We start from the raw sequence: 23,338 nt of genomic DNA, 5'->3' as shown, positions 1-23,338 counted from the left end.
GTGCAACGTGCCGCCCTGGACTACCAGCGACACAAACGGTTCAAATCAGAGGCCGACCGCCATTCTCGTCTCGTCCAGAGTGTTGCTTTGCGGATCGCGCAACACGTAACCCCGGCCCCATACGGTTTCGATATAATTCTCGCCACCCGTTGCGTTGCTGAGCTTTTTGCGCAGTTTGCAGATGAAGACGTCGATGATTTTCAGCTCGGGTTCATCCATGCCGCCGTATAAGTGATTCAGAAACATTTCCTTGGTCAGAGTCGTACCCTTACGCAAGCTGAGCAATTCCAGCATCTGGTATTCTTTTCCTGTCAGGTGCACGGTTTTTCCGTCCACCTCAACGGTCTTGGCGTCCAGATTTACAGCCACGCGACCTGTGTGGATGATGGACTGCGAATGCCCTTTCGACCGGCGAATTATGGCATGAATGCGGGCCACCAGTTCTTCGCGGTGGAAGGGTTTGGTCAGATAGTCATCCGCGCCAAACCCGAAACCTTTGATCTTGCTGTCCGTATCATCTGCGCCCGAAAGGATCAGGATCGGTGTTTCCACACGGGCAATCCGTAGCTGGCGCAACACTTCATGCCCGTTCATGTCCGGCAGGTTCAGGTCCAGCAAGATCAGGTCGTAATCGTAGAGCTTTGCCAGATCGATACCTTCTTCGCCAAGATCCGTTGCATAAACGTTTAGGTTCGCATGCGTCAGCATCAGTTCGATGCTTTTAGACGTGGTCGGATCATCCTCGACAAGAAGTATACGCATTTTCACTGCTCCAATTCGGGTCAATAATTCCAATTAAAATCAAACCTGACCAAGAATGGTTAATCTGACGTTACCGTTGAATCATTTATTCTCGCTCGCCTTTAGGTTGTCTATACTTTTTTAAGGCCGTGGCTTTCAAAGCCTCGGCACCGTGTTCCGCGACCAGGGAAACCCAGCCGTTGAATTCTTCGTCGCTGATGCCGTATTTCTGTTTTGCCTCAGACAGGCTGATCAGCCCGTAAAGTACCCCACGCACGACCAGAATCTTGCGTGAAGCTACCCACCGCCTAGTGCTTGTCGGCGGCAGATCGGCGCGCGTCAGTATGGATCCATCCGGCAGAGAAACAGACCTTGGCCCTTCCACTTTGTGCAAATACATCGCTTTACCCTTTTTGCTGCATCAAAGCTGGCACCAGCCTACTTAAGGTCGTATGAAACCGCCCCTTGAGAGTGTGTAGAATTTTCCTATATTCTGCCGGTCTTTCTTAACCCGGACAGGAACCGCCAATGGCCCTCGACACCGAGACCCCGCTGAACTCGCTTGGCTTTGCCAAACCGCCCTCGGAAACGCGGGTGGTTGTGGCCATGTCAGGGGGCGTCGATAGCTCCGTCGTCGCGGCTTACTTGGCCGATCAGGGCTATGATGTGGTGGGGGTGACACTGCAACTCTATGACCATGGCGCGGCTTTGGCCAAGAAAGGGGCGTGCTGTGCCGGGATCGATATCCACGATGCGCGCCGCGTAGCGGAAGAGCGTGGATTTCCCCATTATGTTCTGGACTATGAAAACATCTTCAAGGACGCGGTGATCGATGAATTTGCGGAAAGCTATCTGGCAGGCGCAACACCCGTCCCCTGCATTCGCTGCAACGAGCGCGTAAAATTCAAGGACCTTCTGGAAACCGCCAAGGATCTTGAGGCCGACTGTATGGCCACCGGGCACTATATCCAACGCAAGATGGGGCCAAACGGCCCGGAACTGCACAGCGCCGAAGACGCTAACCGGGATCAATCCTATTTCCTGTTCTCGACAACGCCCGAACAGCTTGATTTCCTGCGCTTCCCGTTGGGTCATTTGCCGTCAAAAGACGCGACCCGCGAAATGGCGGCTCAATATGGGTTGTCTGTGGCGGACAAACCCGACAGTCAGGACATCTGCTTTGTGCCCGACGGCAACTATGCCAACGTCATTGAAAAGCTGCGCCCCGGTGCTGCGGAACCGGGTGAGATTGTTCATGCCGATGGCCGCGTTCTGGCGCAGCACAACGGGGTGATCCAATACACGATCGGCCAAAGGCGCGGCTTGGGCATCGGCGGCCTGAGCGAGCCGCTTTATGTGGTCAAGCTGGACGTGGACAAAAAACAGGTCGTTGTCGGCCCCAAAGAGATGCTGGCAACGCGTGTCGTTCCCGTGCGTGAGATCAACTGGCTGGGCGATGAAGCCTTCACATCGCGCGAAGAATGGCACCTGTCAGTCAAGGTCCGTTCGACCCGCCCCCCGCGCGAGGCCATTATTCGACCGCTGTCCGACACCGCTGCTGAGGTGGAATTGCTGACACCCGAAGAAGGCATCTCGCCCGGTCAGGCCTGCGTCTTCTATGCCTCAGAAGGCAGCCGCATCTTTGGCGGTGGCTGGATCTGGCGCGGATACTAGGCTGAAACGGGTTCAACCACGGGTTCGATCTGGATCTGAAGCGCATCGTTGAACCGGTTGAATGCACCGCACAATGCGATGCGCCAGGTTAACTCGACAATCTGGGCATCGCTGAACCAGTCCCGCAGGTTGGAAACCTCAGCGTCGCGCATGCGGCCTGATCGTGTCGTCACCGCCTCGGCGTATCGCACGACTGCCTTGTCGCACGCGTCCAGTTCGGGGTGGTTGTCGACATCTGGCAGGCGCGCCGCGCCTTCGGGGCTGAGACCTGCAACCGTCAACAGCGGAGTATGATGCGAGACGCAGTAGTCACAGGCGTTCAATTTGGAAACCGTCACCATGGCCAGTTCCAGCGCACGACGCGGCAAGGTTTGCTGTTCCCGCAACGCCGTCAACATGCCCGCGACATGTTCCAGAACCGGTGGACAATGTGCGGCAACCCGGGCCCAATTGTCGAACGGGCCATAAGCACCCAAAGCCGCATGTGACGCGCGTGTCTCGTCTGCCATCTCAGGGTCTGACAAAGGGGGGATGCGGGTCATGATGAAATCTCCTTTTCAGCGAGGATATCTTAAGTCCGCACCGCTGCAACAGACGGTCTCGGATAACAAACCCGAGACGGAATGCCGAAACAGGCCTGTTACAGGGCATCCGTGGGCGAATTGAAGAGGATGTAAAGCCCGACGCAGACCATGATATATGGGGCGATCCGATCCATACGGGCGACGCGTGGCCCAAGGCTTTTGGCCCGAGGTGCGCCCCAGGCGGCAACTACGACCAGAACTGAAGCGGCCAGTGCTGCGCCGATCAAGGCGGCAACACGGTATGAAGGGGCAGACTCCGCCAATAGCGGTGTCATGACCGCGAAACTGTCAATCGACAGGCTCAGGAACAGGGAAACCACCGATGTTACGGCCCCTTTTACCTCGGTTCCTTCAGAATTGGCCCCGAAAAACTGCCGCCAGATTCCGCGCAAACCAAAGGCCAGTGGTACAAGACCCAGAAACCCGATCCAAAACGGTGCGCCGCTCTGGTCAACACCCAATGCGACGGTCATGGCCAATGTCAGAACAATTGTCTGCGCGACGGCAAAGCCAATGATGGCGCGGCGTTGCTCGATCACCAATATCAAACCCAGTAGGACGGCCAGATTGTCCAGATTGGTGGATATCATGGCAACCCCGGCTGAAGCGGCGAACAGCGTGTGATCAAGCATGCTTAATCTGCATTCTGTCCAGCACAGCTCGTGCCGCCCGCAACCCCGGAGCTTCTCCTCCGCGCCCCAACCGTTCCATTGTCAGGTTCATCGCGAGTTGCTGAGCGTCAGGGGCATTGGTCACATCATGCAGGGCTTTGGCGATCTTGTCTGGCTGGCAATCGTTCAGCAGGCATTCAGGCACGGCGCGTGTTTCAGATACCAGATTGACCAATGTAACAGTGTCCAGCTTGACCATGCGTTCGGCCATTTTCTGGGTCAGCCAATTGAGTTTGTAGGCGATCACCATAGGTGTATTCTGCGCCGCCAGTTCCAAAGAAACCGTACCCGAAGCGGCCAGCGCGATACATGCCGTGCCAAAAGCCGCGCGTTTTTCGACCGTGGCTTGCCCGGCCCCCATTTGTCGCGGGTCGAGCACTATTGGTGCGCCCGGCCAGCTTTGCGTCAGAGCGTTGACCAGGTCAGTTGTCGCACCCACGGTTGGAACCACGACACGATAACTGGGATGGTCCGTCAAAAACAGCCGCAATGCCTCACCGAACGTGTCTGCCAGACGTTCGATCTCACCCCGGCGCGATCCGGGCAGAGCCAGCAGGACAGGTGCATCCCCTAGGTCGTACCTGCTCCGGAAGGCCGCAATCTCGGCCTGTGTTGCCGTCGGTTCGCTGGCAACAGGGTGGCCGACAAAGTCGCACTCCATCCCTGCCCGCTCCATGTATGGCGGCTCAAACGGAAGCAGTGCCAGCACATGGTCGATGACCTTTGCCATTTTGTCCGCTCGCCCCGGACGCCAGGCCCAGACACTGGGCGCGACGTAATGCACGGTGCGAATACCACTGGCGACTTTGACGATTTTGGCGACACGCAGGCTGAAATCGGGGCTGTCGATGGTGATCAGAACGTCCGGCCGCGTGTCCAACACTGCTTGCGCGGTCTCCGAGATTCGACGCTTGAGGTGGAAAAACTTCGGCAGAACCTCGATCAAACCCATCACCGAAAGTTCCGACATCGGAAACCGGCTGGTCAGCCCCTGAGCAGCCATCAAAGGTCCGCCCACCCCGTCGAACTCAATATCGGGGATCAGGGATTTCAGCCCCTCCATCAACGCGCCGCCCAGCCGGTCGCCCGAAGGTTCACCGGCGACCAGAAAGACGCGCATCAGACCGCCCGCTCGCGAATATACAGGAACAGCCCAAGACGGTTACATTCGGCGATGACCTGTTCTTTTTCCAAAACCAGCACACCGCCCTTTTCCAGAACGATGCCAGACAAGCCTGCCGCGACCGCATCCGTGACGGTATCTGGCCCGATGGCCGGCAGATCAGCACGCCGATCTTGATCGGGCTTTGGGCCTTTGAACAGTATGCCGCCCCCCGCGTCCGGGCGTTGCGTCAGGGATTGAAGCATCCAGGCGGTTCCAAAGATGCCTTCGATTGCCAACACCTGCCCTTTTGAGACTGCACAGGCCTGACCAATATCCACAGCCCCCATGGCCCGCAGAATTCCGGCAGCGCGGTCTGCATCTGCCATATCACTCTCGGATGGGTGCACATCAGTCAGACAGCCCAAAGGCGGCAACAGGCCAGGGGCGATTTCATGCGCGGCGCACACCCGCAATCCTGCGCCTTCCAACAGGCCAATGACAGCCCGCAATGCTCCGTCATCACCCGACAGCATGGCCTGCTGGATCACCGGAACCAATGGCATCGTCGCCGCGTCAATACGTTTAGGATCAACCTTCGGGCGCCGAACTGCGCCGGCCATACAAATCTCGGTCACGCCCTTCGCCTGAAGCCCGGCAATAAAACTGCCAAGCTGTTCAAGCGGAAACACGATATCTGCGACCAGATCATCCGGCAGGAACCCTTCCATCGCGCAGATCAGCGGACGTTCCGCCAGTTGGGCAACCAATTCGGTCGGCAGTGCCCCGGTTCCCGCAATCAACGCAAGCATGTTCCTATTTCCTCGGTGTCAGGAACGACCGATCGCTGTGTCCGGTGACAAAATCAACGATCCGCTGCACATAGTCGCTGTCGTTACCCTGACCAAGACGGTAGGCGCGATCCATGAATGTTCCATCGCCTTCAGACAGCTCCTTGAACGCGGCACGCAACGCCGAGATGTCTTCGCGCGAAACACCTTTACGCTTGAGACCCACGAGGTTCAGACCTTCAAGCTCACCCCGGGAGGCTTGTACCAAACCGTAGGGAATGACGTCCTTTGGCACCATGGTGAGCGCACCGATGATCGCCCCGCGACCAACACGCACCCACTGGTGCAGGCCCGAAATGCCACCGACGATCACATCATCCTCGACGATGCAGTGACCAGCTGCCCCTGCGTGGTTCACCATGATAACCCGGTTGCCGATCTGCACGTCATGGGCCACATGAACACCTGCCATCAGCAGGCAATCATCCCCGATCCGGGTTACACCGCCGCCACCTTCGGTCCCGGTATTGATCGTCACGTGCTCGCGAATGCGGTTGCGCTGACCGATTTCAAGGCGCGTGTTTTCACCGCCAAATTTCAGGTCCTGCGGAATCTCACCGATCACCGAAAAATTAAAGATCACGGTGTCTTCGCCAATCGATGTGTCACCGGTCACAACGACATGAGACTTCAGTTCGACCCGATCAGCCAGTTTTACATTGGCGCCCACATAGCTGAAAGGACCGATGACGCAATCCTGCCCGATCTGCGCCCCGTCTTCGATAATCGCGCTGGGGTGGATACCGCTCATGTTGTTTTTTCCATATCCCAATCGACATAGGCCGAGAATTCTGCCTCGGCGGCCACTTCACCATCAACAGTTGCGCGGCCGTTGAATTTGAAAAGCTTGCCACCTTTCTTGCCGCGAACCGTTTCGACATGCATTTCCAGGACGTCGCCAGGAACAACTTTCCTGCGGAATTTGCATTTGTCGATGCTCATGAAATAGATCAGCAACTCGGTGTCGATGACATCCATACCCACGCCCAGCATCACGCCTGCTGTCTGCGCCATCGCCTCAACGATGGTAACACCCGGCATGATCGGTGTTCCCGGGAAGTGGCCCTGGAAATGCGGCTCGTTCATGGTGACGTTCTTGATACCTCGGGCTGATTGATAGCCAGAGATGTCCACCACCTTGTCGACCAGCAAAAACGGATAACGATGCGGCAGGATCCTTTGGATCAACTGAATATCGGCGCTTTTGGGTTCCGTTGTCATGATTCAGGTATCCCGTTCTGAAAGTTTCTTTTTCAGCGTGGTTAGCAATACAGCCTCGCAAGGGCAAGCGAACCTATTCGCTTGTGTCCTTTTGCAACCCACTGCCATCGCCAATTGCCGTGTTCACACGGATTATCGCGGCCTCGGTGATATCTGACGTGCTTACAACGACATTGGAGCGTTCGATGATCACGCTGGCCCCGAATTCGCGTAGCAAATCAACAAGGATCGGGCGAACAATTTCAAAAAAAGTTTGCTGCGCTTCCTCGCTACGACGCGCCAGCGCGTCCAGCTTTGCCCTTTGTCCGTCTCGATGGGACTGAACCTTGACATCGAACGCTTCGGCCAGCGGGCGAAACTCCTCTGCTGGCATGGTCGCACGCTTTTCGGTCAGGTCTTTTTCTTCTCGGCTGAGTTCCGCGACAATCCGTTCATTTTCTTCCGCAAGCATTGCGCTTTCTTTTTCGATCTCGCGCAACACACGTTGCCCAAATGCGGAATTCTTGAACAGCTGCTCACCGGACAACGTAACCACGCTGGCTTGCGGAACACCCAGCTGCTGCGCATCAGCCGAAAGGGCCTGAAACAGCATCATAAATGCACACAGGGCCCAAAGCGGGCCCTGTATCGAGGTAAAGAACCTGTTCGTCATCGCAGATCAGAACCGGGCCTGAATGGTCAGGTCAAAGTTCTGTTCCTTGTCGAACGTCTCCTTTTTCAGAGCCTTCGAAAAGTTGAACTGCAAAGGTCCAAACGGCGTTTCCCACAAGACCGAGATACCGATAACGTGACGAATGGACCCGTCTGCGCCAACGATATTTGCCCCTGCGGTGTTCACATCGTTGATGTTGTAAAGGTTTCCAACGTCATAGAACAGACCGCCCCGCAGGCCCAGTTCCTCGGGCAGACCCAAGGGAAAATCGGTTTCAAAACGCGCGACCCAGTAATAGTTGCCGCCGATGGCATCGTCCTGACCATTGGACAAATCACGCGGGCCAAGACCCGCAGGCTCAAAACCGCGGAAAGTACGAGGCCCCAACACAAAACGGTCGACGGTGCGGCTGAAGTCATTTCCACTCCAATTCAACGCACCCAGCTCCAATGTGGCCCGTAGTACCACTTCTTCATTCCAGACCCGCGTTTGAGCGATACCGCGCGCAGTGGTTTTGAAATACTTGTTATCACCGCCAAGGCCTGCCGCGTCGACGCCTACCTCGAACAGAACACCAGAATTCGGGTCCAGACCACCAATCCGGCTGTCATAAATGTAGGACAGTCCCAGTGAACTGGACGTCCGTTTGCCTTGTGCGATCTCGGATGCGATCACTGCGCCATTGGTCTGATTGCTTTGTTGCGTCATCTCGCTGCGGTCCCAGCCATAGCGCAGACGAAGAGCGGACAGTTCACCGATTGCATAGGTCAGCTGAGGTGTGAAGAACAACGAGCTCGTGTCGTAGCTGGCAAAGCCGGAATTGGTTGCCGACAGTCCCAGTCCAAGATCGAAACGCAGCTTTCGGCCCAGCAAATAGGGTTCGGTAAAGTTAATCGTGTACTGTTCTGAATCCTGTGCTGTCGAGATCGAAACACCAAGATTCTGACCGCGTCCCAGGAAGTTTGCCTCGTTCAGGCCGATTGCAATCCCGAAGCCGTCTGTGACCGAGTAGCTGCCGCCAAGGCTCAGCGAACCTGTAGGCTGTTCCTCGACATCCACATCCAGAATGACCTGGCTGGGTGACGATCCTTCCCGAGGCTCGACCTCCGCAACTGCAAAGAACCCAAGCGCATTGATGCGTTCCGCGGCCTGACGGATTTCACGCGGGTTGAAGGGGTCACCTTCTACAGTGTCAAACTGGCGGCGGATCACACGGTCCAGCGTGGTGGTGTTGCCTTCGATATCGATCCGTTCAACAAAAATCCGCGGACCTTTCGTCAGAACAAATTCAATGTCCAGGGTAAGATCGCGGTCATTGCGCGTCACACGCGGTTCAACCCGCAGGAAATCGACACCCTGTTTCAACCCAAGGCGTTCTTGCCGCGCGATCGAGTTTTCCACCAGCGTCGGCGTATACGTCACGCCCGGTTTGATTTTCAGCACATCCTGATAAGGCGCTGCATCAACGCCGGCGATTTCACTAACCGTCGTGATCTTTCCAAACGAGAACTTCTGACCTTCGGTGACGTTCATCACCAGAAAGAACGCATCCCGTTCGCGGGTAAATTCGACGTTGGCGCTGTTCACACGGAAATCGATATAGCCCCTCGAAAGGTAGAAATCGCGAATGACCTGTTTGTCGAATTCAATGCGGTCGCCGATAAACGTGTCGTTGCGGAAGAATGTCCGCAGGAAGGTTGCCTGCTTGGTTTCCAGAACCCGGCGCAACCGGCGGTCCGAATAGGCGCGGTTGCCGACAAAGCTGACGCGCTCGACCTCAATGGTCGTGCCTTCTGCCACTTCAAAGACCAGATCAACCCGGTTGTCGCTGCGACGGATAATGCGAGGAATAACGGTTGCCGCGACGCGACCCTGGGCGGAATACACTTCGGCAATGGTGTCGGCGTCTGCTTCGGCCGCCTGTGGCGTAAAGACCCGGCGGGGTTGCGACGAGATCACGTCCAGAAGAACGTCGTCTTTGACGCGAGCGTTCCCTTCGATGCTGATCTGGTTGATCGTTGGATATTCCTGGACCTGAATGACCAGAGTCGTGCCGCGCGGCGTCAGTTCAACTGTCTCAAATACACCACTGTCAAGCAAACGCTGATAGGCATCGTTAAGCTGCCCGGCAGTTACAGTCTGGCCCGGTTCGATTCCGGTCCGAGCGATAATTGTTCCGGTTTCGATCCGGCGGTTCCCTTCAACATCGAACGAGTTGATTGTGTAGTTTTGCGCCGATGCCGCATGCGGAAACGCCAGTAAACTTACCGCAACAAAAAGGAAAAAAACCGTTAGCGCCTGCCACAAAATATTGTTTGTCGGCATATGCCCCCCGCAGGATGTGCCTGCGTCTCGCCTGTCAGTCATTTTATGCTCTACCCAGAATTTTGAGACTTTAATGCTGAGTAACGGGATTGAATGAGCTTGTCAAAAGGCGATATCGAAGCAGTTAGGCAGACGGCTTCGCGACAACAGACCTACGATTTTCCCGAGAATCACATTCCCGCCAGATAGGCGGCCCCAGCCATCGCCAACGCTGTAACGGCAAAACTCAGCATAACATCCCAATTCAACATGAACAGGAAGCTAAAGCTTTGATACGATTTTTTCAGCGTTTTGGACATGACTGTTCCCTTTAGACGGGAATGTTGTAGCGCTAAAATATGGCGGTAATGCGGCTGGAATCTGCTCCAGCCGCCACATTCAGCAGAACAGGTCGTTGCTGACCGAAAACAGCATCAGGGTTAGAATGATCGAGATTCCAATGCCCATGAGTATTCGCAACGCCCGATCGCTGGGCGGTTTCCCGGCAATGGCCTCATAGGCGTAGAAGACGAGATGTCCGCCATCCAGCGCGGGAATGGGAAACAGGTTCAACAACCCGACCGCCGTCGACAGGACAGCAATGAAGAAGATAAAATTCTGTGCCCCCTGGCTGGCCATCGCCCCCGAAGTTTCGGCAATTCCGATTGGCCCCGAGATGTTGCAGGTGCTGATTGCACCTGTCACCATGTGCCACATGCCGGACAAGGACCCTTCGATGATGCGGCCAGTCTGGATGACACCGCCCTTTAGGGAATCAAAAAGACCAGCCGGTACGGTTGCAGGCTCCAGCATCATGCCGCCGACGATTCCGATGCGCCAATGGGTGACAAAACCACCATCAGGCTGCGGTTCATCCGTGCGCCGGGGCGCCAGGGCAAATTCCAACTCGGACCCATCCCGCCAGACTTCAAGCAACAAGACGCGGCCGTCCGATCCTTCGACATGATCCTTTAGCTGTTCGAAAGCAAAGATCGGTTCACCATTGACCGAGGTGATGACATCCCCTTGCTTCAGTTGGATATCCATAGCCGCGCTACGCGGAGCAACCTGACGGATCAGCGGCGGAAGCATCCAGGGGGCCTGAACCTCAAGGGGTTGGCCATCGCGGATCACGGAATAATCCAGAACCGGTTGAACAGGCAGCTGGTCGATGAATTCCTTCCATGCGACTTCTTCGTCATAGTCCGGTGTCGGACGACCGGCGATAGCCGTAATCACATCTCCCTCGCGCAATTCCTGCACGGTGCCTGGCAAAGGCTGCAACGCGCCAACGGTCAGGGGTTCACGCGAAACGCCCTGTGACCAGAAGATCAGGCCAAAAACCAGAATGGACATGGCGAAATTAAAGACCGGGCCAGCCGCGACAGTTGCCGCCCTTGCCCACAGCGGGGCGCCGTGCATGGTGCGGCGCAACTCCTCAGGATTTTGGGTCGCGATGTCTTCCATTGCCTCTTCATCCTTGCCCGAGGCCGCATTGGCGTCGCCCAGAAATTTCACGTATCCACCAAAAGGCAACGCTGCGATCTGCCACTTGGTTCCGCGCTTATCCTTGCGGCTCCAGAGCACCGGCCCAAACCCGAGCGAAAAGACTTCGGCATGGATACCAGACCACCGGCCCACAATGTAATGGCCATATTCATGCACGGCCACAATGACCGACAGCGCAATAACAAATGCAACAATCGTCCACAGCAGATTGCCGAATTGCGGGATCAGCGAAAGTACGTCCAAATTTCTATCCTGCTCGTTCCATCAAAGTGTTATCGACCCACTGACGTGCCAGATGGTCGGTTTGCTGCACGTTATCAAGTGTCATCGGTGCATCAATAAGGCCGCCCGTTGCGTCAAACCTGTCCAATACGGCAGAAACGGTATCCGCCATATCAAGAAAGCCGATCCGGCCCGCAATGAAGTGATCCAGCGCGCGTTCCTTGGCGGCATTGAATACTGCGCCAGCCAGCCCACCACGCTGCATCACGTCCCAGGCGAGTTTCAGGGCTGGATAGCGTGTCAGATCCGGTTCGTAAAAGCGCAGCTGTCCCAGCTTTGCCAGGTCCAGCCGCTGAACCGGCAGCTCCTGCCTGTCGGGCCAGTGCAACGCATACCCAATGGCGTGGCGCATATCGGGGGCCCCCATATGTGCCATCATCGCGCCATCCCGAAACCCGACCATTGCATGGACAATGGATTCGGGATGAACCAAAACTTCGATCTGGTCCGGGGAAACTCCGAAATATTCTTTTGTTTCTATAACTTCCAACGCCTTGTTGAACATCGAGGCACTGTCGATCGTGATCCGCTGGCCCATATCCCAATTCGGATGGCTGGACGCTTGTTCGACGGTGGCGTTTGCCAGATCTTTCAGCGGCCAATCGCGGAACGCTCCGCCACTTGCGGTGATAATCACCCTCTCGACAGCGTCGATATCTTCACCAACCAATGCCTGAAACACCGCCGAATGTTCACTGTCGACAGGAAGCAAACGCGCGCCATGGTTTTTTGCAGTGTCCAGAACCAATGATCCTGCGCAGACCAATGTTTCCTTGTTGGCCAAGGCCAGTGTTGTTCCTTGTTTCAGGGCTTCGATCCCAGGCGCAAGGCCCGCTGCTCCGACGATGGCTGACATGACCCAATCCGCCGGGCGCGCTGCGGCTTCGGCGATCGCACGCGGCCCGGCCGCCGCTTCGACCCCACTTCCGGCCAGTGCGGCGCGCAAATCCTCCAACCTGTCTTCATGTGCCGTGACAGCCAAATCGGCACGCAACCGACGAGCGTCATCAGCAAGTTGTCGAATATTTGCGCCGCCGGTAAGGGCCACCACATCATAGTCTTCGGGTTTACGTGAAATCAGATCAAGCGTGTTTTGCCCGATCGAACCCGTGGCCCCAAGAACGGAAATCCGTCGCATTACATCTCACCCGGCGTGTACAAAAGCCCTGCGATCAGAACAAACACCGCAGCCCCCATCATGCCGTCGAACCGATCCAGAAAGCCGCCATGGCCGGGGATCAGATTTGAACTGTCCTTGACCCCGAATTTACGTTTGATCGCGCTTTCGATTATGTCACCCGCCTGACTGGCCATTGATGCGAGAACGGAAACAACAACAAAGGCAAAGCCGAAACCCGCGTGGCTTGCAAAGGCGATACCGACACAGGCCGCAGCAGCCCATCCGCCTGCCGTTCCCGACCATGTTTTCTTAGGGCTGACCTTTGGCCAGAACTTGGGTCCACCGACCATTTTACCCACAAAATAGCCCGCCACATCGGTGGCAACCACCACCGCGATCAGCCAGACCATCCAGCCAAAACCCGAGTTTTCGCGAATGGATATGAAACCCAGACCAGCCGCAACAATCCAGACCGCGAACAAGCCGTACAGGGGTTTCGAACGGCTGATCTGTCCCATGCCCACCAAAGCCGGCGCAAGCACGACCGGGAGCGTGTACAGCGCCGGCAGGTGGTAGCTGAGGATAACCGCAATCGCAGTCAGAACGCCCAACTGGACGGCCACACCCTGGCTTTCAGGGTCAATCATCCGAACCAGTTCCCAGGTCATCAGGCCACAAGCAGCCGCAATGAAGACCTCGAACCAGAGACCGCCAAGCCAGACTTCGATGGCCCCTATCGCAACCAGAACGGCGGCAGAAAGGACCCGGCTCGTCAGATCAGACCACCGGCCATCACTCATGCCAGAACCGCCCCGTAACGGCGTTCTCTGGCCCCGTAGTTGCGACAAAGCCTTTCGAGTTCCGCCGCAGTGAAATCCGGCCACAAGGTATCTATGAATTCGTACTCGGAATAGGCGGACTGCCACAGCAGAAAGTTCGAAATCCGTGCTTCGCCACTGGTCCGAATGACAAGGTCAGGATCCGGAAGAACGCGTGTATCCAGATACTTAGGTAACGTTTCTTCATCCACATCCTCGGGTTTAAGCCGCCCGTCGGCCACATCCCGCGCAAGACGTTTGGTCGCGCGCGCCACCTCGTCCCGACCGCCATAGTTCAGGGCGACCGTTAGATGAACAAGGTCGTTGTCCTTGGTTTCCTCTTCCAGTGAATCCATCAATTCGATCAGTTTCGAATCCAACCGTACCCGATCACCTATGAACCGAACCCGGATGCCATTGTCCGCCAGGGTCCGTGTCTCCTTAATGATGTAGCGCCGAAACAGGCTCATCAACCCGGCCACCTCAACCTGCGTTCGCTTCCAGTTCTCGGTCGAGAATGCAAATACAGTCAGGTACTTGATCCCCAGGTGCGGGCAGGCCTCGACAACCTCGCGAACACGCCGCGCACCGGCATGGTGCCCAAACAACCTGGGGCGACCGCGCGCCTGCGCCCAACGGCCATTGCCATCCATGATGATAGCGACATGGCGCGGGCCGCAGACCGGATCGGTTTGGGGATCTTTCGGCATCAGACCAGATCAGACCTGCATGATTTCAGTTTGCTTGGTTTCAAGCGCCGCATCGACCGCCTTGATCATCGCATCCGTGAGATCCTGCACTTCGCTTTCCCAAAGCTTCTGGTCGTCTTCAGACATACCATCCGCTTTTGCCTTCTTGATCTGATCCATGCCATCCCGGCGCACATTGCGGATCGCGATCCGGGCGCTTTCCGCATATTGGCCAGCGACCTTGCCCAGTTCACGGCGACGCTCTTCGTTCAACTCAGGAATCGGTAGCATGATGATGGTGCCGTTCAGCTGCGGGTTGATGCCCAGGCCGCTTTCTCGAATGGCTTTTTCAACCTTCCCGACCAATGACTTATCCCACACATTTATAGTGACCATGCGGGGCTCAGGCACGTTGACGGTGCCCACCTGGTTGATCGGTGTCATCGAGCCATACGCGTCGACCATGACAGGTTCCAGCATCGAGGCCGAGGCGCGCCCGGTTCTCAGCGAGGCAAATTCGGTTCTCAGATTGGCCATTGCGCCATCCATACGGCGTTTCAGGTCATCGGTGTCCAGTTCGAAGTCGTCAGACATGCTGCTCACTCCCCGTATTCAGGTACTCTTTGGATGGGTCTTACGCCATCACATTTGGGATGTATAGCAATCATGAGATGGTTTTGTACCAATGGCCAGAGGTGTTGCGATCATTTTGTACCAAACCGCCTGCGCAAAACCCGACACGGCATCGTATCGGGTTCAGGCTGTCAACTGCGCTCAGGCATTCACATCGACAACAACGCGCCCTTTGACCTGCCCTTTCAGGATATCAGCACCCAGTTGCGGAAGGTCGGACAAGGCCGCTGGTTGAACCATCGACTCAAGCTTGTCCATGGGCAGGTCGGTTGCAATCCTTTTCCAGGCACGAACCCGGTTTTCATAGGGCTGCATCACACTGTCGATGCCAAGAAGGTTCACGCCGCGCAGCAGGAAGGGAATCACCGTTGCAGGAAGCGCCGCACCGCCCGCAAGTCCCACGGCCGCAACCGAACAGCCGTATTTCATTTGCCCAAGCACACGCGCCAGCATCGCACCGCCCACGGCATCCACGCAACCCGCCCAGGTTTCACTTTCCAGTGGGCGCTTGGTTGTCTCATTCAGCTCATCGCGGGGCACTATTGTCGTTGCGCCCAGCGATTTCAGATAATCGCCGGTTTCAGGTCGCCCGGTCACGGCGGCCACCTCATACCCGAGATGGCCCAGAATGGCTGTCGCCACCGACCCAACACCACCGGCCGCCCCGGTTACCAGAACCGGGCCGCGATCGGGGGTCAGCCCATGATCCTCCAGCGCCATCACGGCCAGCATCGCGGTGAACCCGGCGGTGCCTACGGCCATCGCCTGCCGGGCATCAAGCCTATTCGGCAGAGGCACCAGCCAGTCCGCCTTGGCACTGGCTTTCTGCGAATAACCACCCCAATGCGCCTCGCCTACCCGCCACCCGGTCAGAACAACCTTGTCACCCGGCTTGTAACGCGCATCGGTCGATGCCTCGACGGTACCGGCATAATCAATTCCGGGAACATGCGGGTACGCCCGCACCAAACCGCCCCCCTTCAGGGACAGGCACAAACCATCCTTGTAGTTTACCGTGGAATATTCAACCGCGACCGTGACGTCGCCATGCGGCAGATCATCCAGCGTAAGCTGCCTGACCGACGCGCTCGCCAAACCGCTTTCTTCATCCTTGTCCATCACAAGTGCATTGAACATCTCTCAATTCCTTTCGTGTTTCTGTAACCGGCCCGTTGCTTCACCTGGCCCTAAATATCCCGGGGGAGTCGCGCAGCGACGGGGGCAGCGCCCCCAAAACCCCCCTTTAAATCCAGAAATGCGACTGCACGGTCGCGCGGCGCATCCCATCTGGCGTTTCCACGTCCAGCTCCGTTCCCGCATCCCAATGGCTCAGGCGTACCATGCCAATGGCTACGTTGGTGTTGAAATCGGGTGACCACGCGGCCGAGGTCACCTGCCCCACACGCTTGCCGTCGGCGTAAAGGCCCCATGGGCGGTCGCAGCCAGGCACCGGATCGCCCGCAATGGCGATGGGGCGGATTTGCTGAACGGGCCCCTCCTTGGCCACACGCAGCAACGCGTCCCTGCCGATACAGCCAATCGCGGTATGTGTGTTGCAGAACTTGCCCAAACCGCACTCATGCGGTGTGTTGTCGTCGGTCATGTCATTGCCATAGGACAGCAGACCGCCTTCAATCCGTTCGATCAGGTTCGGGCATCCGGCGCGCACCTGCAAATCTTCCCCTGCCGCAAACAGAGCGTTCCACAGGGGCATGCCGATATCGCTGCCTTCCACATAAATCTCGAACCCGCCCTGTTTGGAATAACCGGATCGCGCCACAGCCAGATCGCGACCTTCAAACTGGAACATATCGAATTTGAAGAACCGGATGTCGCGCACCCGGTCGCCAAAGACACGCGCCATCAGATCGTCAGCTTTGGGACCCTGAACAGCAAGAGGTGACACATCCGGTTCGTCCACCAGCACATCCAGACGATATCCAACGGCGATTCCCTTGACCCACAACAACAGATCGCTGTCAGCGATAGAAATCCACCAGCGGTCTTCGGACAGTTTTACCGCAACCGGGTCATTCAGCATGCCGCCGGTTTCATCCACAATGGGGACATAGAAACATTGCCCCGGCAGCATCCCCCGCAAATCGCGCGGGGTCAGCATCTGCATCAGGCGCGCGGCGTCCGGTCCACGCAGCTCGATCTGCCGCTCGCACGCGACATCCCAGACCTGCACATGGGATTTCAGATGCCGGTAATCGGCTTCGACGCTTTCGAAGACCGTGGGCAACAGCATACGATTATAAACCGTGTACCCCTTGACCCCTGCGGCTTCGACCCCGTCTGAAAACGGTGTGCGCCGCAAGCGGCGCGAAGCGGAAATCTGCGGCATTCAAACCTCCTCGGGCATAAAGACGATGTCGCTAACGGGCGCTTGCGACCGAACTTCGGTCAGCACTTTGAGCAATGGACCCCCATGGTGGGTCTGATGGTTGAAGAAATGGATCACATAGTTTTCGTAAGGCATTGTGACATCGACCTCTTTTGCGGCGAAGCACCAGATGGGTGTCCTTGGGATCAGGTCAGATCCAGATATGACAATGCTCGCTTTGCCAGCGATAAAAGCGCGCCATCTCTTGCGCATAAGCGCCGGTGATCATCACTTGGGCCCGTGCCAATCGATCGGACAGATTTCAGCGGACTTGCCGCCAAAATCCCAAACGCGCCCGTAGTCGCGCACTTTCGACTTGGTGCCGCGCGCCACGATGATGTCAGGACCCATCCAGTATTTGGAGTTTGAAACCATCACGGGATGTTCGGGGTCTTTGCCCGCCAGCATCTCGATCTCACCCTGAATCTTGCGACCTATCATGATGCGGCGCTTGGTGCCGTCACGCTCGATCTGAACAGGCGCCCGTTCGGCCCCGATGATTTCGCTGACGAGCATGGTGAACAGACCGGTGGTACCGCCCGCCTGCCCGCTGAAGATTTGCAGCAGCCCGTTATAGGCTTTGCCGCTGGCGCGCTCATCTACGTAAGCCGCCACTTTCCACTGGCCTTCGCCCATCCGGCCGGGAATATCGACCAGCAGGCCGACATTCAGACCCGACAGGTCCTCGCCCTCGTAATGGCCCTCATCAACGACAATACCCATCCAGGCATGACAATGCCCTTCGGTCGGAGGGTGCGCGCCCAGTGAAACGACGCAGGGACAGAACACATCGCACGAGCAGTTCAGGATCAACTCCCCCTTGATGGCCCAGTCCGTCGGGCTCATCTCGCGACGTTTGGGATTGGGCATCCGGCTGTCGATACGCTGGCTGACGGGCAACCGATCGGCATCTGGTTTTCTGTTCTTAGCCATTGGCTTATCCTCCGTAGCTAATAGGGTAGACGAGCAGGAAAAGACCGCCCGCAATCAATGCAACTCCCACCGGTCGGGTTACAGCATGCCCGATCTGGGGAAGTTTTTCCAAAACCATGAACAGGGTCGCAAGACCCATCCACAACAGGCTCATGACGCCGCCTACAAAACCCAGCGCCATGAAACCCCAGCAGCATCCGACGCAGAAGGTACCAAGGCCCAGTCCCATGCGAACGCCGCCCGCAAATCCGGTTTTCCAATGGCCCAGGAAATAGGTCATCGGGGCGTGGCACACGCCATGGCAGACCTCTTTGACGCGCGAGAACTGAAACGCGCCAACCGCTATCATCAACCCGCCCGCAACCCAGCCGGATCTGGCAATGCCTAGCATGTCGATCACGTCACCAAACAGCAAAGCCAGTTGCGTTCCCGCGATCACAGCCGCAAACCCGACCCAAACCAAGGAATACCCTGCAAGCACACCCAGCCACCCGGCACGGGTGCCATTGGCGCTGCGGATCAGGTCGTCATAACTGCGCAGGGTTGGCACAAGCGTCGGCAGCATCATGGCGGCCATCATGATCGCCCACATCCAGAACAGCGTGCCAAACTCGGCCATGGGCATGTACATGTCCATGCGCGGGTCCATCGCAGCCATCGCCTGCCCCATAGGCCCCGGACGACCGATCAGGTCCAAGTCCATGTCGCGGCCCATCGCGAACATGACCCACCATGCCCACAGGATCAGGACATAAAAGCCCAGCCACATTCCGCTGCGTAGCCAAGTACGACTCACTTCGGCCTCCCGACTCAACTCTCTTGCTTTTCAAATGTCAGACTTTTAAATGTCAGACAAATAAAAATTTGCTCAGGGTCTTCTGAACATGAAAACCGCGCCTCGGAAAACCGCCGACCTGTCTGCCCAGATTGCACATGCCATCCGGGACGCGATTGTCTCAGGCGAGTTGATCGTGGATGCGCGCCTACCCTCGGAAGCGGAACTTTCCGAGCAATTTCAAGTCTCGCGCCCAACTGTGCGTGAGGCTTTGAAACGACTGGCGGCGCAATCCCTGATCCGCACGCAGCGTGGCGCAACCGGAGGTGCGTTCGTAAACCGTCTGAGTTTCGAAGATGCCTATTCGCAGCAGATCACGACCTCGACCCTGCTGCTGTCGATGAACGCGGTCAGCTTTGATACGGCCTGCGAGGCCCGCTATGCGCTGGAACGGGCCTGTGCCCCCCTGTCTGCCCAACGACGAACGGCGGATCAGCTTGCCACGATGCGGGCGGAAATCTTTCGCCAGTCCCAGCCCGGTCTGACGGATGAGGCGTTTTGTGCCTCAGACGTCACCTTTCACAGGGCCCTGGTAGACGGGGCCGACAACCCGGTCCTGTCCTATCAACTGGCTGGCGCGGTCGAGGCGATGCAACCTTTGATGAACATGATTACCTTCACAGCTCGGTCGCGCGAAGAAATCATCGCATTGCACACCAGAATTGCGGACGCGCTTGAAGCCAGAGACGCAGATATTGTCGACACGGCGTTGGTCGACCTGGAGCATTACACACAGCAACTGGCCCACGATGTGGCCGTACGCAAACGCAAACCGGCCTGAAGGCTTAAACGGAAACATACTTTCAAAGGCAGAGGTACGAGCAGGCAGAATGTCATCCGGCGCCAAGACCGGAACTCTCAATAAGAATTGAATGACAATGATTTACGGGAGGACGTTATGAACAAAAGACCGGACCCAACCTTTTATCCGTCGGCCAAGCTGGCGATGGAAGGCCCCGCTGAAACGCTTGCATTCACGCTGATGCTCAGCCCCGATTTTTCGCAACCTGACGGGCTGGCAGTTGTGAATGTCGATCCGACCTCGGCCGATTTCGGGAAGATCGTGCATCAGGTGATCATGCCCGAAAAAGGCGACGAGTTTCACCATTTCGGTTGGAATGCCTGTTCCTCGTCGCTTTCCCCGCTCAGCGGTCATGCGTTTCTGGAACGACGCTATCTGATTATCCCCGGCATCCGTTCCAGCCGGATATATATCATCGATGTAAAGAACCCGCTTGAGGCGAAGATACACAAGATCATCGAACCCGAGGAAGTCTTTGATAAAACCGGGTATTCACGACCGCACACGATCCATTGCGGGCCGGAAGGCATCTATGTCAGCACGCTGGGCGGCGGCGGCGAGGACGGCACGGATGGCCCTCCGGGTATTTTCATCATGGATTGTGAAACCTTCGAGATCATCGGGCGCTATGAGATCGAGCGCGGCGTGCAGGACAAGCACTATGATTTCTGGTGGAATCTGCCGCGCGATTACATGGTCAGTTCCGAATGGGGCCTTCCCCCGCAATTTGAAAACGGGCTGGTGGCCGAGGATCTGCTTTCGAACAAATACGGTCATCGAATCCATTTCTGGAACCTGCGCAACCGGACCAATATTCAGACCATCGATCTGGGCGAAAACCACCAGATGGCGCTGGAAATCCGGCCCGCGCATGACCCGGTCAAACAATACGGGTTCTGCGGCGTTGTCGTTGATACAACCAACCTGCAAGGCGCAATCTTTACGTGGTGGCGCAACGACGATGGCACGTTCGAAGCCAAGAAAACGATCACCATCGACCCGCAACCCGCTGATCCTGATGATCTTCCTGATCTTCTCAAGGGGTTTGCCGCTGTACCGCCACTGGTCACCGATATCGACCTGAGCCTGGATGACAAGTACCTTTATGTCGCGTGCTGGGGAACCGGCGAGATGCATCAATATGATGTGTCCGATCCGATGAACCCGACCCTTGCCGGGAAGGTCGAAATCGGAGGGATTGTCAAAAAGACCAAACATCCGAACGGTCAGACCTTTGGCTATGGCCCGCAAATGGTCGAGATCAGCCGCGATGGTAAACGCGTCTATTGGACCAATTCGCTTTATTCCACGTGGGATGATCAGTTCTATCCCGAAGAAGGCGGTGCGGCCATGGTCAAGGCGGATGTCGGCGACAATGGCGGGCTGGTTTTGGATCCGAAGTTCTGGGTCGATTTCCCCAAAGGATATCGCAGCCACCAAATCCGGCTGGAGGGCGGAGATTGTTCAACCGACAGTTTCTGTTACCCTTCGGTCTGAATTGGAAATCCTGATGACATCAACGGCTGGCCTTTGGCTGGCCGTTGTTCTGAGCGGCGCGTATCACGGGCTGAACCCCGGGATGGGCTGGCCGCTGGCGGTTTCGTCAGCCCTGATGGAGCAGCGCCAATCCGCCCTGTGGCGCGCGCTGGCAGCTTTGGCCGGCGGGCATTTTGTTGCTATGCTGGGTGTCCTTCTGCCCTTTGCCCTGATGGCCGTTCTGGTTGATTATCAACGGGAAATCCGCATCGGGGCTGCGTTGATTGTCATCGCGATGGGGCTTTACGTTGCGATCACCCGCCGTCACCCCCGTTTTCTGTCGCGCATACCACCCAGCAAACTGGCGCTGTGGTCGTTTCTCGTGGCGCTTGCCCACGGGGCCGCCCTTATGCTGGTTCCGATCTATCTTGGTCTGTGCCAGTTGGATGAACTGGATGCCGGTCATCAGGCGATCTCCAAAATCATGACAACAAACGGTCTGCTGGTTCTGGGAGTTGCGGCCTTGCACACCGCCGCCATGGTTCTGGGCGGAGGGTTTCTGGCCTTCGCTGTTTATCGTTGGCTGGGGCTGCGTTTCCTGTCCCGCAGCTGGTTCAACCTTGAACTCATCTGGGCGCTCAGCCTTGTTTTGGTCGGTCTTTTGGGGCTGTGGTCGGCGGTTTAATCGCTTTCCTTTGGGTCGCAACACACTATCCTTAGGTGCTGATACCGCAATTCAATGAGGCCCGGATGATCACGACCCTGAATGTCATTGCCGCGTTGCTGACAATCGGTTTTGGCCTGTTCGGCTTTCTGGCACCAGCTCATACCGCCAACGCGCTGGATCTGGCACCCACCAACAGCACCATGGGTCTGAGCGAACTGCGCGCTTCGGTCGGAGGGCTGTTTGTCGTCTCGGGCATTGCTGTCATCTGGCTGAATTCTCCGATGGCCTACACGATGTTGGGCATTGTCTATGCCGGTGCCGCACTGGGCCGCTTCCTGTCACTGGCGCTAGATAACCCGCCTTTTTTGAAGGCAGCGACTTTTGGAGGAATCGAACTGGTTCTGGCGACATGGTTGATCGCCGCCAACTTCAATAGGGCCGCGTAACGATCTGTAATTAAAGCTAACAAAGATGTGCAATCCGGGTTTGCATCCGTCGCTGACCTCACCTATATATGAGGTGTCCTTCGGGACTATGGACATAAACGCGCTCGTAATAAGCGGATCGGACCCGGGGGCGGTACCCGGCGGCTCCACCAAAATCCTTCGTTTGAGGATCACGGGGCCGAAACAGGATCGACGAACGTCTAAAGGGGTAAGCTTTGTCTCGGCTGTCTGCCACCGTTACCGGCGAAAACAGTACAATTGCAAACGACAATCGTGCTCCGGTTGCAGTTGCTGCGTAAGCAGTAACAAGACCGAAACTTAAGTCCTTGCGCCTAGCCGCGTAAGGCGGGGTTCGCAGGTACCTGGCAACAGAAACCTGCACTTCCCCCCAATATGTCTGATATTTATGCCGCCTTTGCGCAGATTCAGAGTTTGTTCATTCCTTTTTGCCATCGTGTTCGCAGTTGGACAGGAGCGTTGGGATGACGAATTCAGAGATACTCAGATCCTGGTATTCTGAGGTTTGGGAAAACGGAAACACCGAGGCGATCGATCAGTTCTTTGCACCCGAAACCATGGCCGAGGGGCTGATCCCCGAAATGCAGGTGGGTGCGGACGATTTTCGGGACCTCGTCACGGCGTTTCGTCATGTCTTAGGGGATATCAAGGTGGATTTGCCCAAGATCATCGAGAATGGCGATTGGGTATCCGCCATCCTGCATGTCCAGACGTGCCGGGCCGATAATGGTGCCCCTTTGGAGGTGACCGGTCAGGTCATGGCCCGGTTCAAAAACAACAAGATGGTCGAGGCATATAATCATTTCGATTTCATCTCGTTTTTTGAAGAGATGGGTCAGTTTCCCGCCGACACCCTTCCCGTGTGCATGACCGGTCAGCGGCTCGACTGGGCCTGACGGTTCAAACCGCAAACTTGACCCCCTA

Annotated in this window: 27 protein-coding genes and 1 other RNA gene; 7 read left to right on the top strand and 21 right to left on the bottom strand. The window is 56.8% G+C overall.

Features of this window, described 5'->3' with window-relative positions:
* Positions 1-45: 45 nt before the first annotated feature.
* Together ctrA and sciP are read right to left on the bottom strand one after the other, a co-directional pair.
* Positions 46-762 (bottom strand): response regulator transcription factor CtrA, encoded by a 717-nt coding sequence (gene ctrA, locus ACR0M9_RS01375; protein WP_267364745.1) that lies wholly within the window; start codon positions 760-762, stop codon positions 46-48.
* An 85-nt stretch (positions 763-847) separates the two neighbouring features.
* Positions 848-1,141 carry a CtrA inhibitor SciP gene (gene sciP, locus ACR0M9_RS01370; protein WP_480558432.1) on the bottom strand — a complete coding sequence of 98 codons (294 nt, stop codon included), beginning with the start codon at positions 1,139-1,141 and terminating at the stop codon, positions 848-850.
* Positions 1,142-1,269: 128 nt separating this feature from the next.
* Here sciP and mnmA point away from each other — a divergent pair, with 128 nt between their 5' ends.
* Entirely contained in the window at positions 1,270-2,415 is a 1,146-nt protein-coding gene (mnmA, locus tag ACR0M9_RS01365) for a tRNA 2-thiouridine(34) synthase MnmA (RefSeq protein ID WP_480505229.1), read from the top strand.
* Here mnmA and ACR0M9_RS01360 read toward each other — a convergent pair.
* The 19 genes from ACR0M9_RS01360 to ACR0M9_RS01270 form a co-directional block, all read right to left on the bottom strand.
* Positions 2,412-2,957: a carboxymuconolactone decarboxylase family protein gene (locus ACR0M9_RS01360; protein WP_480772674.1), complete on the bottom strand. Its 546-nt coding sequence runs from the start codon at positions 2,955-2,957 to the stop codon at positions 2,412-2,414. The two genes, mnmA and ACR0M9_RS01360, sit on opposite strands and share 4 nt — an antisense overlap.
* Before the next feature lie 98 nt (positions 2,958-3,055).
* Positions 3,056-3,631 (bottom strand): hypothetical protein, encoded by a 576-nt coding sequence (locus ACR0M9_RS01355; RefSeq protein ID WP_480472675.1) that lies wholly within the window; start codon positions 3,629-3,631, stop codon positions 3,056-3,058.
* On the bottom strand, positions 3,624-4,790 hold the full coding sequence (gene lpxB, locus ACR0M9_RS01350) for a lipid-A-disaccharide synthase (protein ID WP_480772673.1): 1,167 nt from the start codon (positions 4,788-4,790) through the stop codon (positions 3,624-3,626). The genes ACR0M9_RS01355 and lpxB overlap by 8 nt, the downstream gene beginning before the upstream one ends.
* Positions 4,790-5,584 carry an LpxI family protein gene (locus ACR0M9_RS01345; protein WP_480772672.1) on the bottom strand — a complete coding sequence of 265 codons (795 nt, stop codon included), beginning with the start codon at positions 5,582-5,584 and terminating at the stop codon, positions 4,790-4,792. Before ACR0M9_RS01345 ends, lpxB begins: the two co-directional genes overlap by 1 nt.
* Positions 5,585-5,588: 4 nt before the next feature.
* A complete protein-coding gene (lpxA, locus tag ACR0M9_RS01340; RefSeq protein ID WP_480558442.1) occupies positions 5,589-6,374 on the bottom strand; it encodes an acyl-ACP--UDP-N-acetylglucosamine O-acyltransferase in 786 nt (261 codons plus the stop codon).
* A complete protein-coding gene (fabZ, locus tag ACR0M9_RS01335; protein ID WP_267364735.1) occupies positions 6,371-6,844 on the bottom strand; it encodes a 3-hydroxyacyl-ACP dehydratase FabZ in 474 nt (157 codons plus the stop codon). Before fabZ ends, lpxA begins: the two co-directional genes overlap by 4 nt.
* A gap of 73 nt (positions 6,845-6,917) precedes the next feature.
* Positions 6,918-7,496, bottom strand: a complete 579-nt coding sequence (locus ACR0M9_RS01330) for an OmpH/Skp family outer membrane protein (RefSeq protein ID WP_480772671.1) — start codon at positions 7,494-7,496, stop codon at positions 6,918-6,920.
* Between the two features lie 6 nt (positions 7,497-7,502).
* Positions 7,503-9,863 (bottom strand): outer membrane protein assembly factor BamA, encoded by a 2,361-nt coding sequence (gene bamA, locus ACR0M9_RS01325; protein ID WP_267364733.1) that lies wholly within the window; start codon positions 9,861-9,863, stop codon positions 7,503-7,505.
* 128 nt (positions 9,864-9,991) lie between these two features.
* Complete coding sequence (locus ACR0M9_RS01320; RefSeq protein ID WP_267364732.1) at positions 9,992-10,120, bottom strand: hypothetical protein; 129 nt, start codon at positions 10,118-10,120, stop codon at positions 9,992-9,994.
* A 79-nt stretch (positions 10,121-10,199) separates the two neighbouring features.
* Positions 10,200-11,552: an RIP metalloprotease RseP gene (gene rseP, locus ACR0M9_RS01315; protein ID WP_480584175.1), complete on the bottom strand. Its 1,353-nt coding sequence runs from the start codon at positions 11,550-11,552 to the stop codon at positions 10,200-10,202.
* A 4-nt stretch (positions 11,553-11,556) separates the two neighbouring features.
* Entirely contained in the window at positions 11,557-12,729 is a 1,173-nt protein-coding gene (gene dxr, locus ACR0M9_RS01310) for a 1-deoxy-D-xylulose-5-phosphate reductoisomerase (protein WP_480772670.1), read from the bottom strand.
* Positions 12,729-13,511, bottom strand: a complete 783-nt coding sequence (locus ACR0M9_RS01305; protein WP_480564848.1) for a phosphatidate cytidylyltransferase — start codon at positions 13,509-13,511, stop codon at positions 12,729-12,731. Before ACR0M9_RS01305 ends, dxr begins: the two co-directional genes overlap by 1 nt.
* Positions 13,508-14,239 (bottom strand): isoprenyl transferase, encoded by a 732-nt coding sequence (locus ACR0M9_RS01300; RefSeq protein ID WP_480472659.1) that lies wholly within the window; start codon positions 14,237-14,239, stop codon positions 13,508-13,510. The genes ACR0M9_RS01305 and ACR0M9_RS01300 overlap by 4 nt, the downstream gene beginning before the upstream one ends.
* 9 nt (positions 14,240-14,248) lie before the next feature.
* On the bottom strand, positions 14,249-14,812 hold the full coding sequence (gene frr / locus ACR0M9_RS01295; protein ID WP_480481034.1) for a ribosome recycling factor: 564 nt from the start codon (positions 14,810-14,812) through the stop codon (positions 14,249-14,251).
* Between the two features lie 180 nt (positions 14,813-14,992).
* Positions 14,993-15,988 carry an acryloyl-CoA reductase gene (acuI, locus tag ACR0M9_RS01290; protein WP_480772669.1) on the bottom strand — a complete coding sequence of 332 codons (996 nt, stop codon included), beginning with the start codon at positions 15,986-15,988 and terminating at the stop codon, positions 14,993-14,995.
* Positions 15,989-16,094: 106 nt separating this feature from the next.
* Entirely contained in the window at positions 16,095-17,198 is a 1,104-nt protein-coding gene (locus tag ACR0M9_RS01285) for a dimethylsulfoniopropionate demethylase (protein WP_480772668.1), read from the bottom strand.
* Positions 17,199-17,450 carry a hypothetical protein gene (locus tag ACR0M9_RS01280; protein ID WP_480772667.1) on the bottom strand — a complete coding sequence of 84 codons (252 nt, stop codon included), beginning with the start codon at positions 17,448-17,450 and terminating at the stop codon, positions 17,199-17,201. It lies immediately after the preceding gene.
* A 15-nt stretch (positions 17,451-17,465) separates the two neighbouring features.
* Complete coding sequence (locus ACR0M9_RS01275; RefSeq protein WP_480553439.1) at positions 17,466-18,170, bottom strand: DUF1326 domain-containing protein; 705 nt, start codon at positions 18,168-18,170, stop codon at positions 17,466-17,468.
* A gap of 4 nt (positions 18,171-18,174) precedes the next feature.
* Positions 18,175-18,939, bottom strand: a complete 765-nt coding sequence (locus ACR0M9_RS01270; RefSeq protein WP_480556357.1) for a DUF2182 domain-containing protein — start codon at positions 18,937-18,939, stop codon at positions 18,175-18,177.
* Between the two features lie 115 nt (positions 18,940-19,054).
* On the opposite strand from ACR0M9_RS01270, the gene ACR0M9_RS01265 reads away from it, so the two are divergent.
* From ACR0M9_RS01265 to ACR0M9_RS01240, 6 genes are all read left to right on the top strand, one after another.
* Positions 19,055-19,786 (top strand): FadR/GntR family transcriptional regulator, encoded by a 732-nt coding sequence (locus tag ACR0M9_RS01265; protein ID WP_480505260.1) that lies wholly within the window; start codon positions 19,055-19,057, stop codon positions 19,784-19,786.
* A gap of 117 nt (positions 19,787-19,903) precedes the next feature.
* On the top strand, positions 19,904-21,304 hold the full coding sequence (locus tag ACR0M9_RS01260; RefSeq protein ID WP_480772666.1) for a selenium-binding protein SBP56-related protein: 1,401 nt from the start codon (positions 19,904-19,906) through the stop codon (positions 21,302-21,304).
* A 13-nt stretch (positions 21,305-21,317) separates the two neighbouring features.
* The gene (locus ACR0M9_RS01255) at positions 21,318-21,968 is read left to right on the top strand and encodes a hypothetical protein (protein ID WP_480772665.1); all 651 of its coding nucleotides are present in this window, start codon (positions 21,318-21,320) and stop codon (positions 21,966-21,968) included.
* 65 nt (positions 21,969-22,033) lie between these two features.
* Complete coding sequence (locus ACR0M9_RS01250; protein WP_209596172.1) at positions 22,034-22,396, top strand: DUF4345 family protein; 363 nt, start codon at positions 22,034-22,036, stop codon at positions 22,394-22,396.
* A 36-nt stretch (positions 22,397-22,432) separates the two neighbouring features.
* Positions 22,433-22,779, top strand: a transfer-messenger RNA (tmRNA) gene (ssrA, locus tag ACR0M9_RS01245).
* 99 nt (positions 22,780-22,878) lie between these two features.
* Positions 22,879-23,310, top strand: coding sequence for an ester cyclase (locus ACR0M9_RS01240; protein WP_209503996.1), 432 nt, complete (start codon positions 22,879-22,881; stop codon positions 23,308-23,310).
* The last annotated feature ends 28 nt before the right edge of the window (positions 23,311-23,338 follow it).

The organism is Ruegeria sp. CH2, assembly GCF_056537065.1.
The sequence above is the reverse complement of the archived record's forward strand: the minus strand, read 5'-3'. Positions and strand labels throughout refer to the sequence as shown.

What these genes read in the sequence shown, in the direction of transcription:
- ACR0M9_RS01355 (WP_480472675.1), bottom strand. Translation starts at nt 3,631, where the DNA reads ATGCTTGATCACACGCTGTTCGCCGCTTCAGCCGGGGTTGCCATGATA.
- ACR0M9_RS01330 (WP_480772671.1), bottom strand. Translation starts at nt 7,496, where the DNA reads ATGACGAACAGGTTCTTTACCTCGATACAGGGCCCGCTTTGGGCCCTG.
- dxr (WP_480772670.1), bottom strand. Translation starts at nt 12,729, where the DNA reads ATGCGACGGATTTCCGTTCTTGGGGCCACGGGTTCGATCGGGCAAAAC.
- ctrA (WP_267364745.1), bottom strand. Translation starts at nt 762, where the DNA reads ATGCGTATACTTCTTGTCGAGGATGATCCGACCACGTCTAAAAGCATC.
- ACR0M9_RS01285 (WP_480772668.1), bottom strand. Translation starts at nt 17,198, where the DNA reads ATGCCGCAGATTTCCGCTTCGCGCCGCTTGCGGCGCACACCGTTTTCA.
- acuI (WP_480772669.1), bottom strand. Translation starts at nt 15,988, where the DNA reads ATGTTCAATGCACTTGTGATGGACAAGGATGAAGAAAGCGGTTTGGCG.
- lpxA (WP_480558442.1), bottom strand. Translation starts at nt 6,374, where the DNA reads ATGAGCGGTATCCACCCCAGCGCGATTATCGAAGACGGGGCGCAGATC.
- ACR0M9_RS01360 (WP_480772674.1), bottom strand. Translation starts at nt 2,957, where the DNA reads ATGACCCGCATCCCCCCTTTGTCAGACCCTGAGATGGCAGACGAGACA.
- ACR0M9_RS01275 (WP_480553439.1), bottom strand. Translation starts at nt 18,170, where the DNA reads ATGGCTAAGAACAGAAAACCAGATGCCGATCGGTTGCCCGTCAGCCAG.
- ACR0M9_RS01240 (WP_209503996.1), top strand. Translation starts at nt 22,879, where the DNA reads ATGACGAATTCAGAGATACTCAGATCCTGGTATTCTGAGGTTTGGGAA.
- ACR0M9_RS01280 (WP_480772667.1), bottom strand. Translation starts at nt 17,450, where the DNA reads ATGCGCAAGAGATGGCGCGCTTTTATCGCTGGCAAAGCGAGCATTGTC.
- bamA (WP_267364733.1), bottom strand. Translation starts at nt 9,863, where the DNA reads ATGACTGACAGGCGAGACGCAGGCACATCCTGCGGGGGGCATATGCCG.
- fabZ (WP_267364735.1), bottom strand. Translation starts at nt 6,844, where the DNA reads ATGACAACGGAACCCAAAAGCGCCGATATTCAGTTGATCCAAAGGATC.
- lpxB (WP_480772673.1), bottom strand. Translation starts at nt 4,790, where the DNA reads ATGCGCGTCTTTCTGGTCGCCGGTGAACCTTCGGGCGACCGGCTGGGC.
- frr (WP_480481034.1), bottom strand. Translation starts at nt 14,812, where the DNA reads ATGTCTGACGACTTCGAACTGGACACCGATGACCTGAAACGCCGTATG.
- ACR0M9_RS01265 (WP_480505260.1), top strand. Translation starts at nt 19,055, where the DNA reads ATGAAAACCGCGCCTCGGAAAACCGCCGACCTGTCTGCCCAGATTGCA.
- ACR0M9_RS01345 (WP_480772672.1), bottom strand. Translation starts at nt 5,584, where the DNA reads ATGCTTGCGTTGATTGCGGGAACCGGGGCACTGCCGACCGAATTGGTT.
- ACR0M9_RS01270 (WP_480556357.1), bottom strand. Translation starts at nt 18,939, where the DNA reads ATGTGGCTGGGCTTTTATGTCCTGATCCTGTGGGCATGGTGGGTCATG.
- ACR0M9_RS01300 (WP_480472659.1), bottom strand. Translation starts at nt 14,239, where the DNA reads ATGCCGAAAGATCCCCAAACCGATCCGGTCTGCGGCCCGCGCCATGTC.
- ACR0M9_RS01305 (WP_480564848.1), bottom strand. Translation starts at nt 13,511, where the DNA reads ATGAGTGATGGCCGGTGGTCTGATCTGACGAGCCGGGTCCTTTCTGCC.
- mnmA (WP_480505229.1), top strand. Translation starts at nt 1,270, where the DNA reads ATGGCCCTCGACACCGAGACCCCGCTGAACTCGCTTGGCTTTGCCAAA.
- ACR0M9_RS01260 (WP_480772666.1), top strand. Translation starts at nt 19,904, where the DNA reads ATGAACAAAAGACCGGACCCAACCTTTTATCCGTCGGCCAAGCTGGCG.
- sciP (WP_480558432.1), bottom strand. Translation starts at nt 1,141, where the DNA reads ATGTATTTGCACAAAGTGGAAGGGCCAAGGTCTGTTTCTCTGCCGGAT.
- ACR0M9_RS01320 (WP_267364732.1), bottom strand. Translation starts at nt 10,120, where the DNA reads ATGTCCAAAACGCTGAAAAAATCGTATCAAAGCTTTAGCTTCCTGTTC.
- ACR0M9_RS01255 (WP_480772665.1), top strand. Translation starts at nt 21,318, where the DNA reads ATGACATCAACGGCTGGCCTTTGGCTGGCCGTTGTTCTGAGCGGCGCG.
- ACR0M9_RS01250 (WP_209596172.1), top strand. Translation starts at nt 22,034, where the DNA reads ATGATCACGACCCTGAATGTCATTGCCGCGTTGCTGACAATCGGTTTT.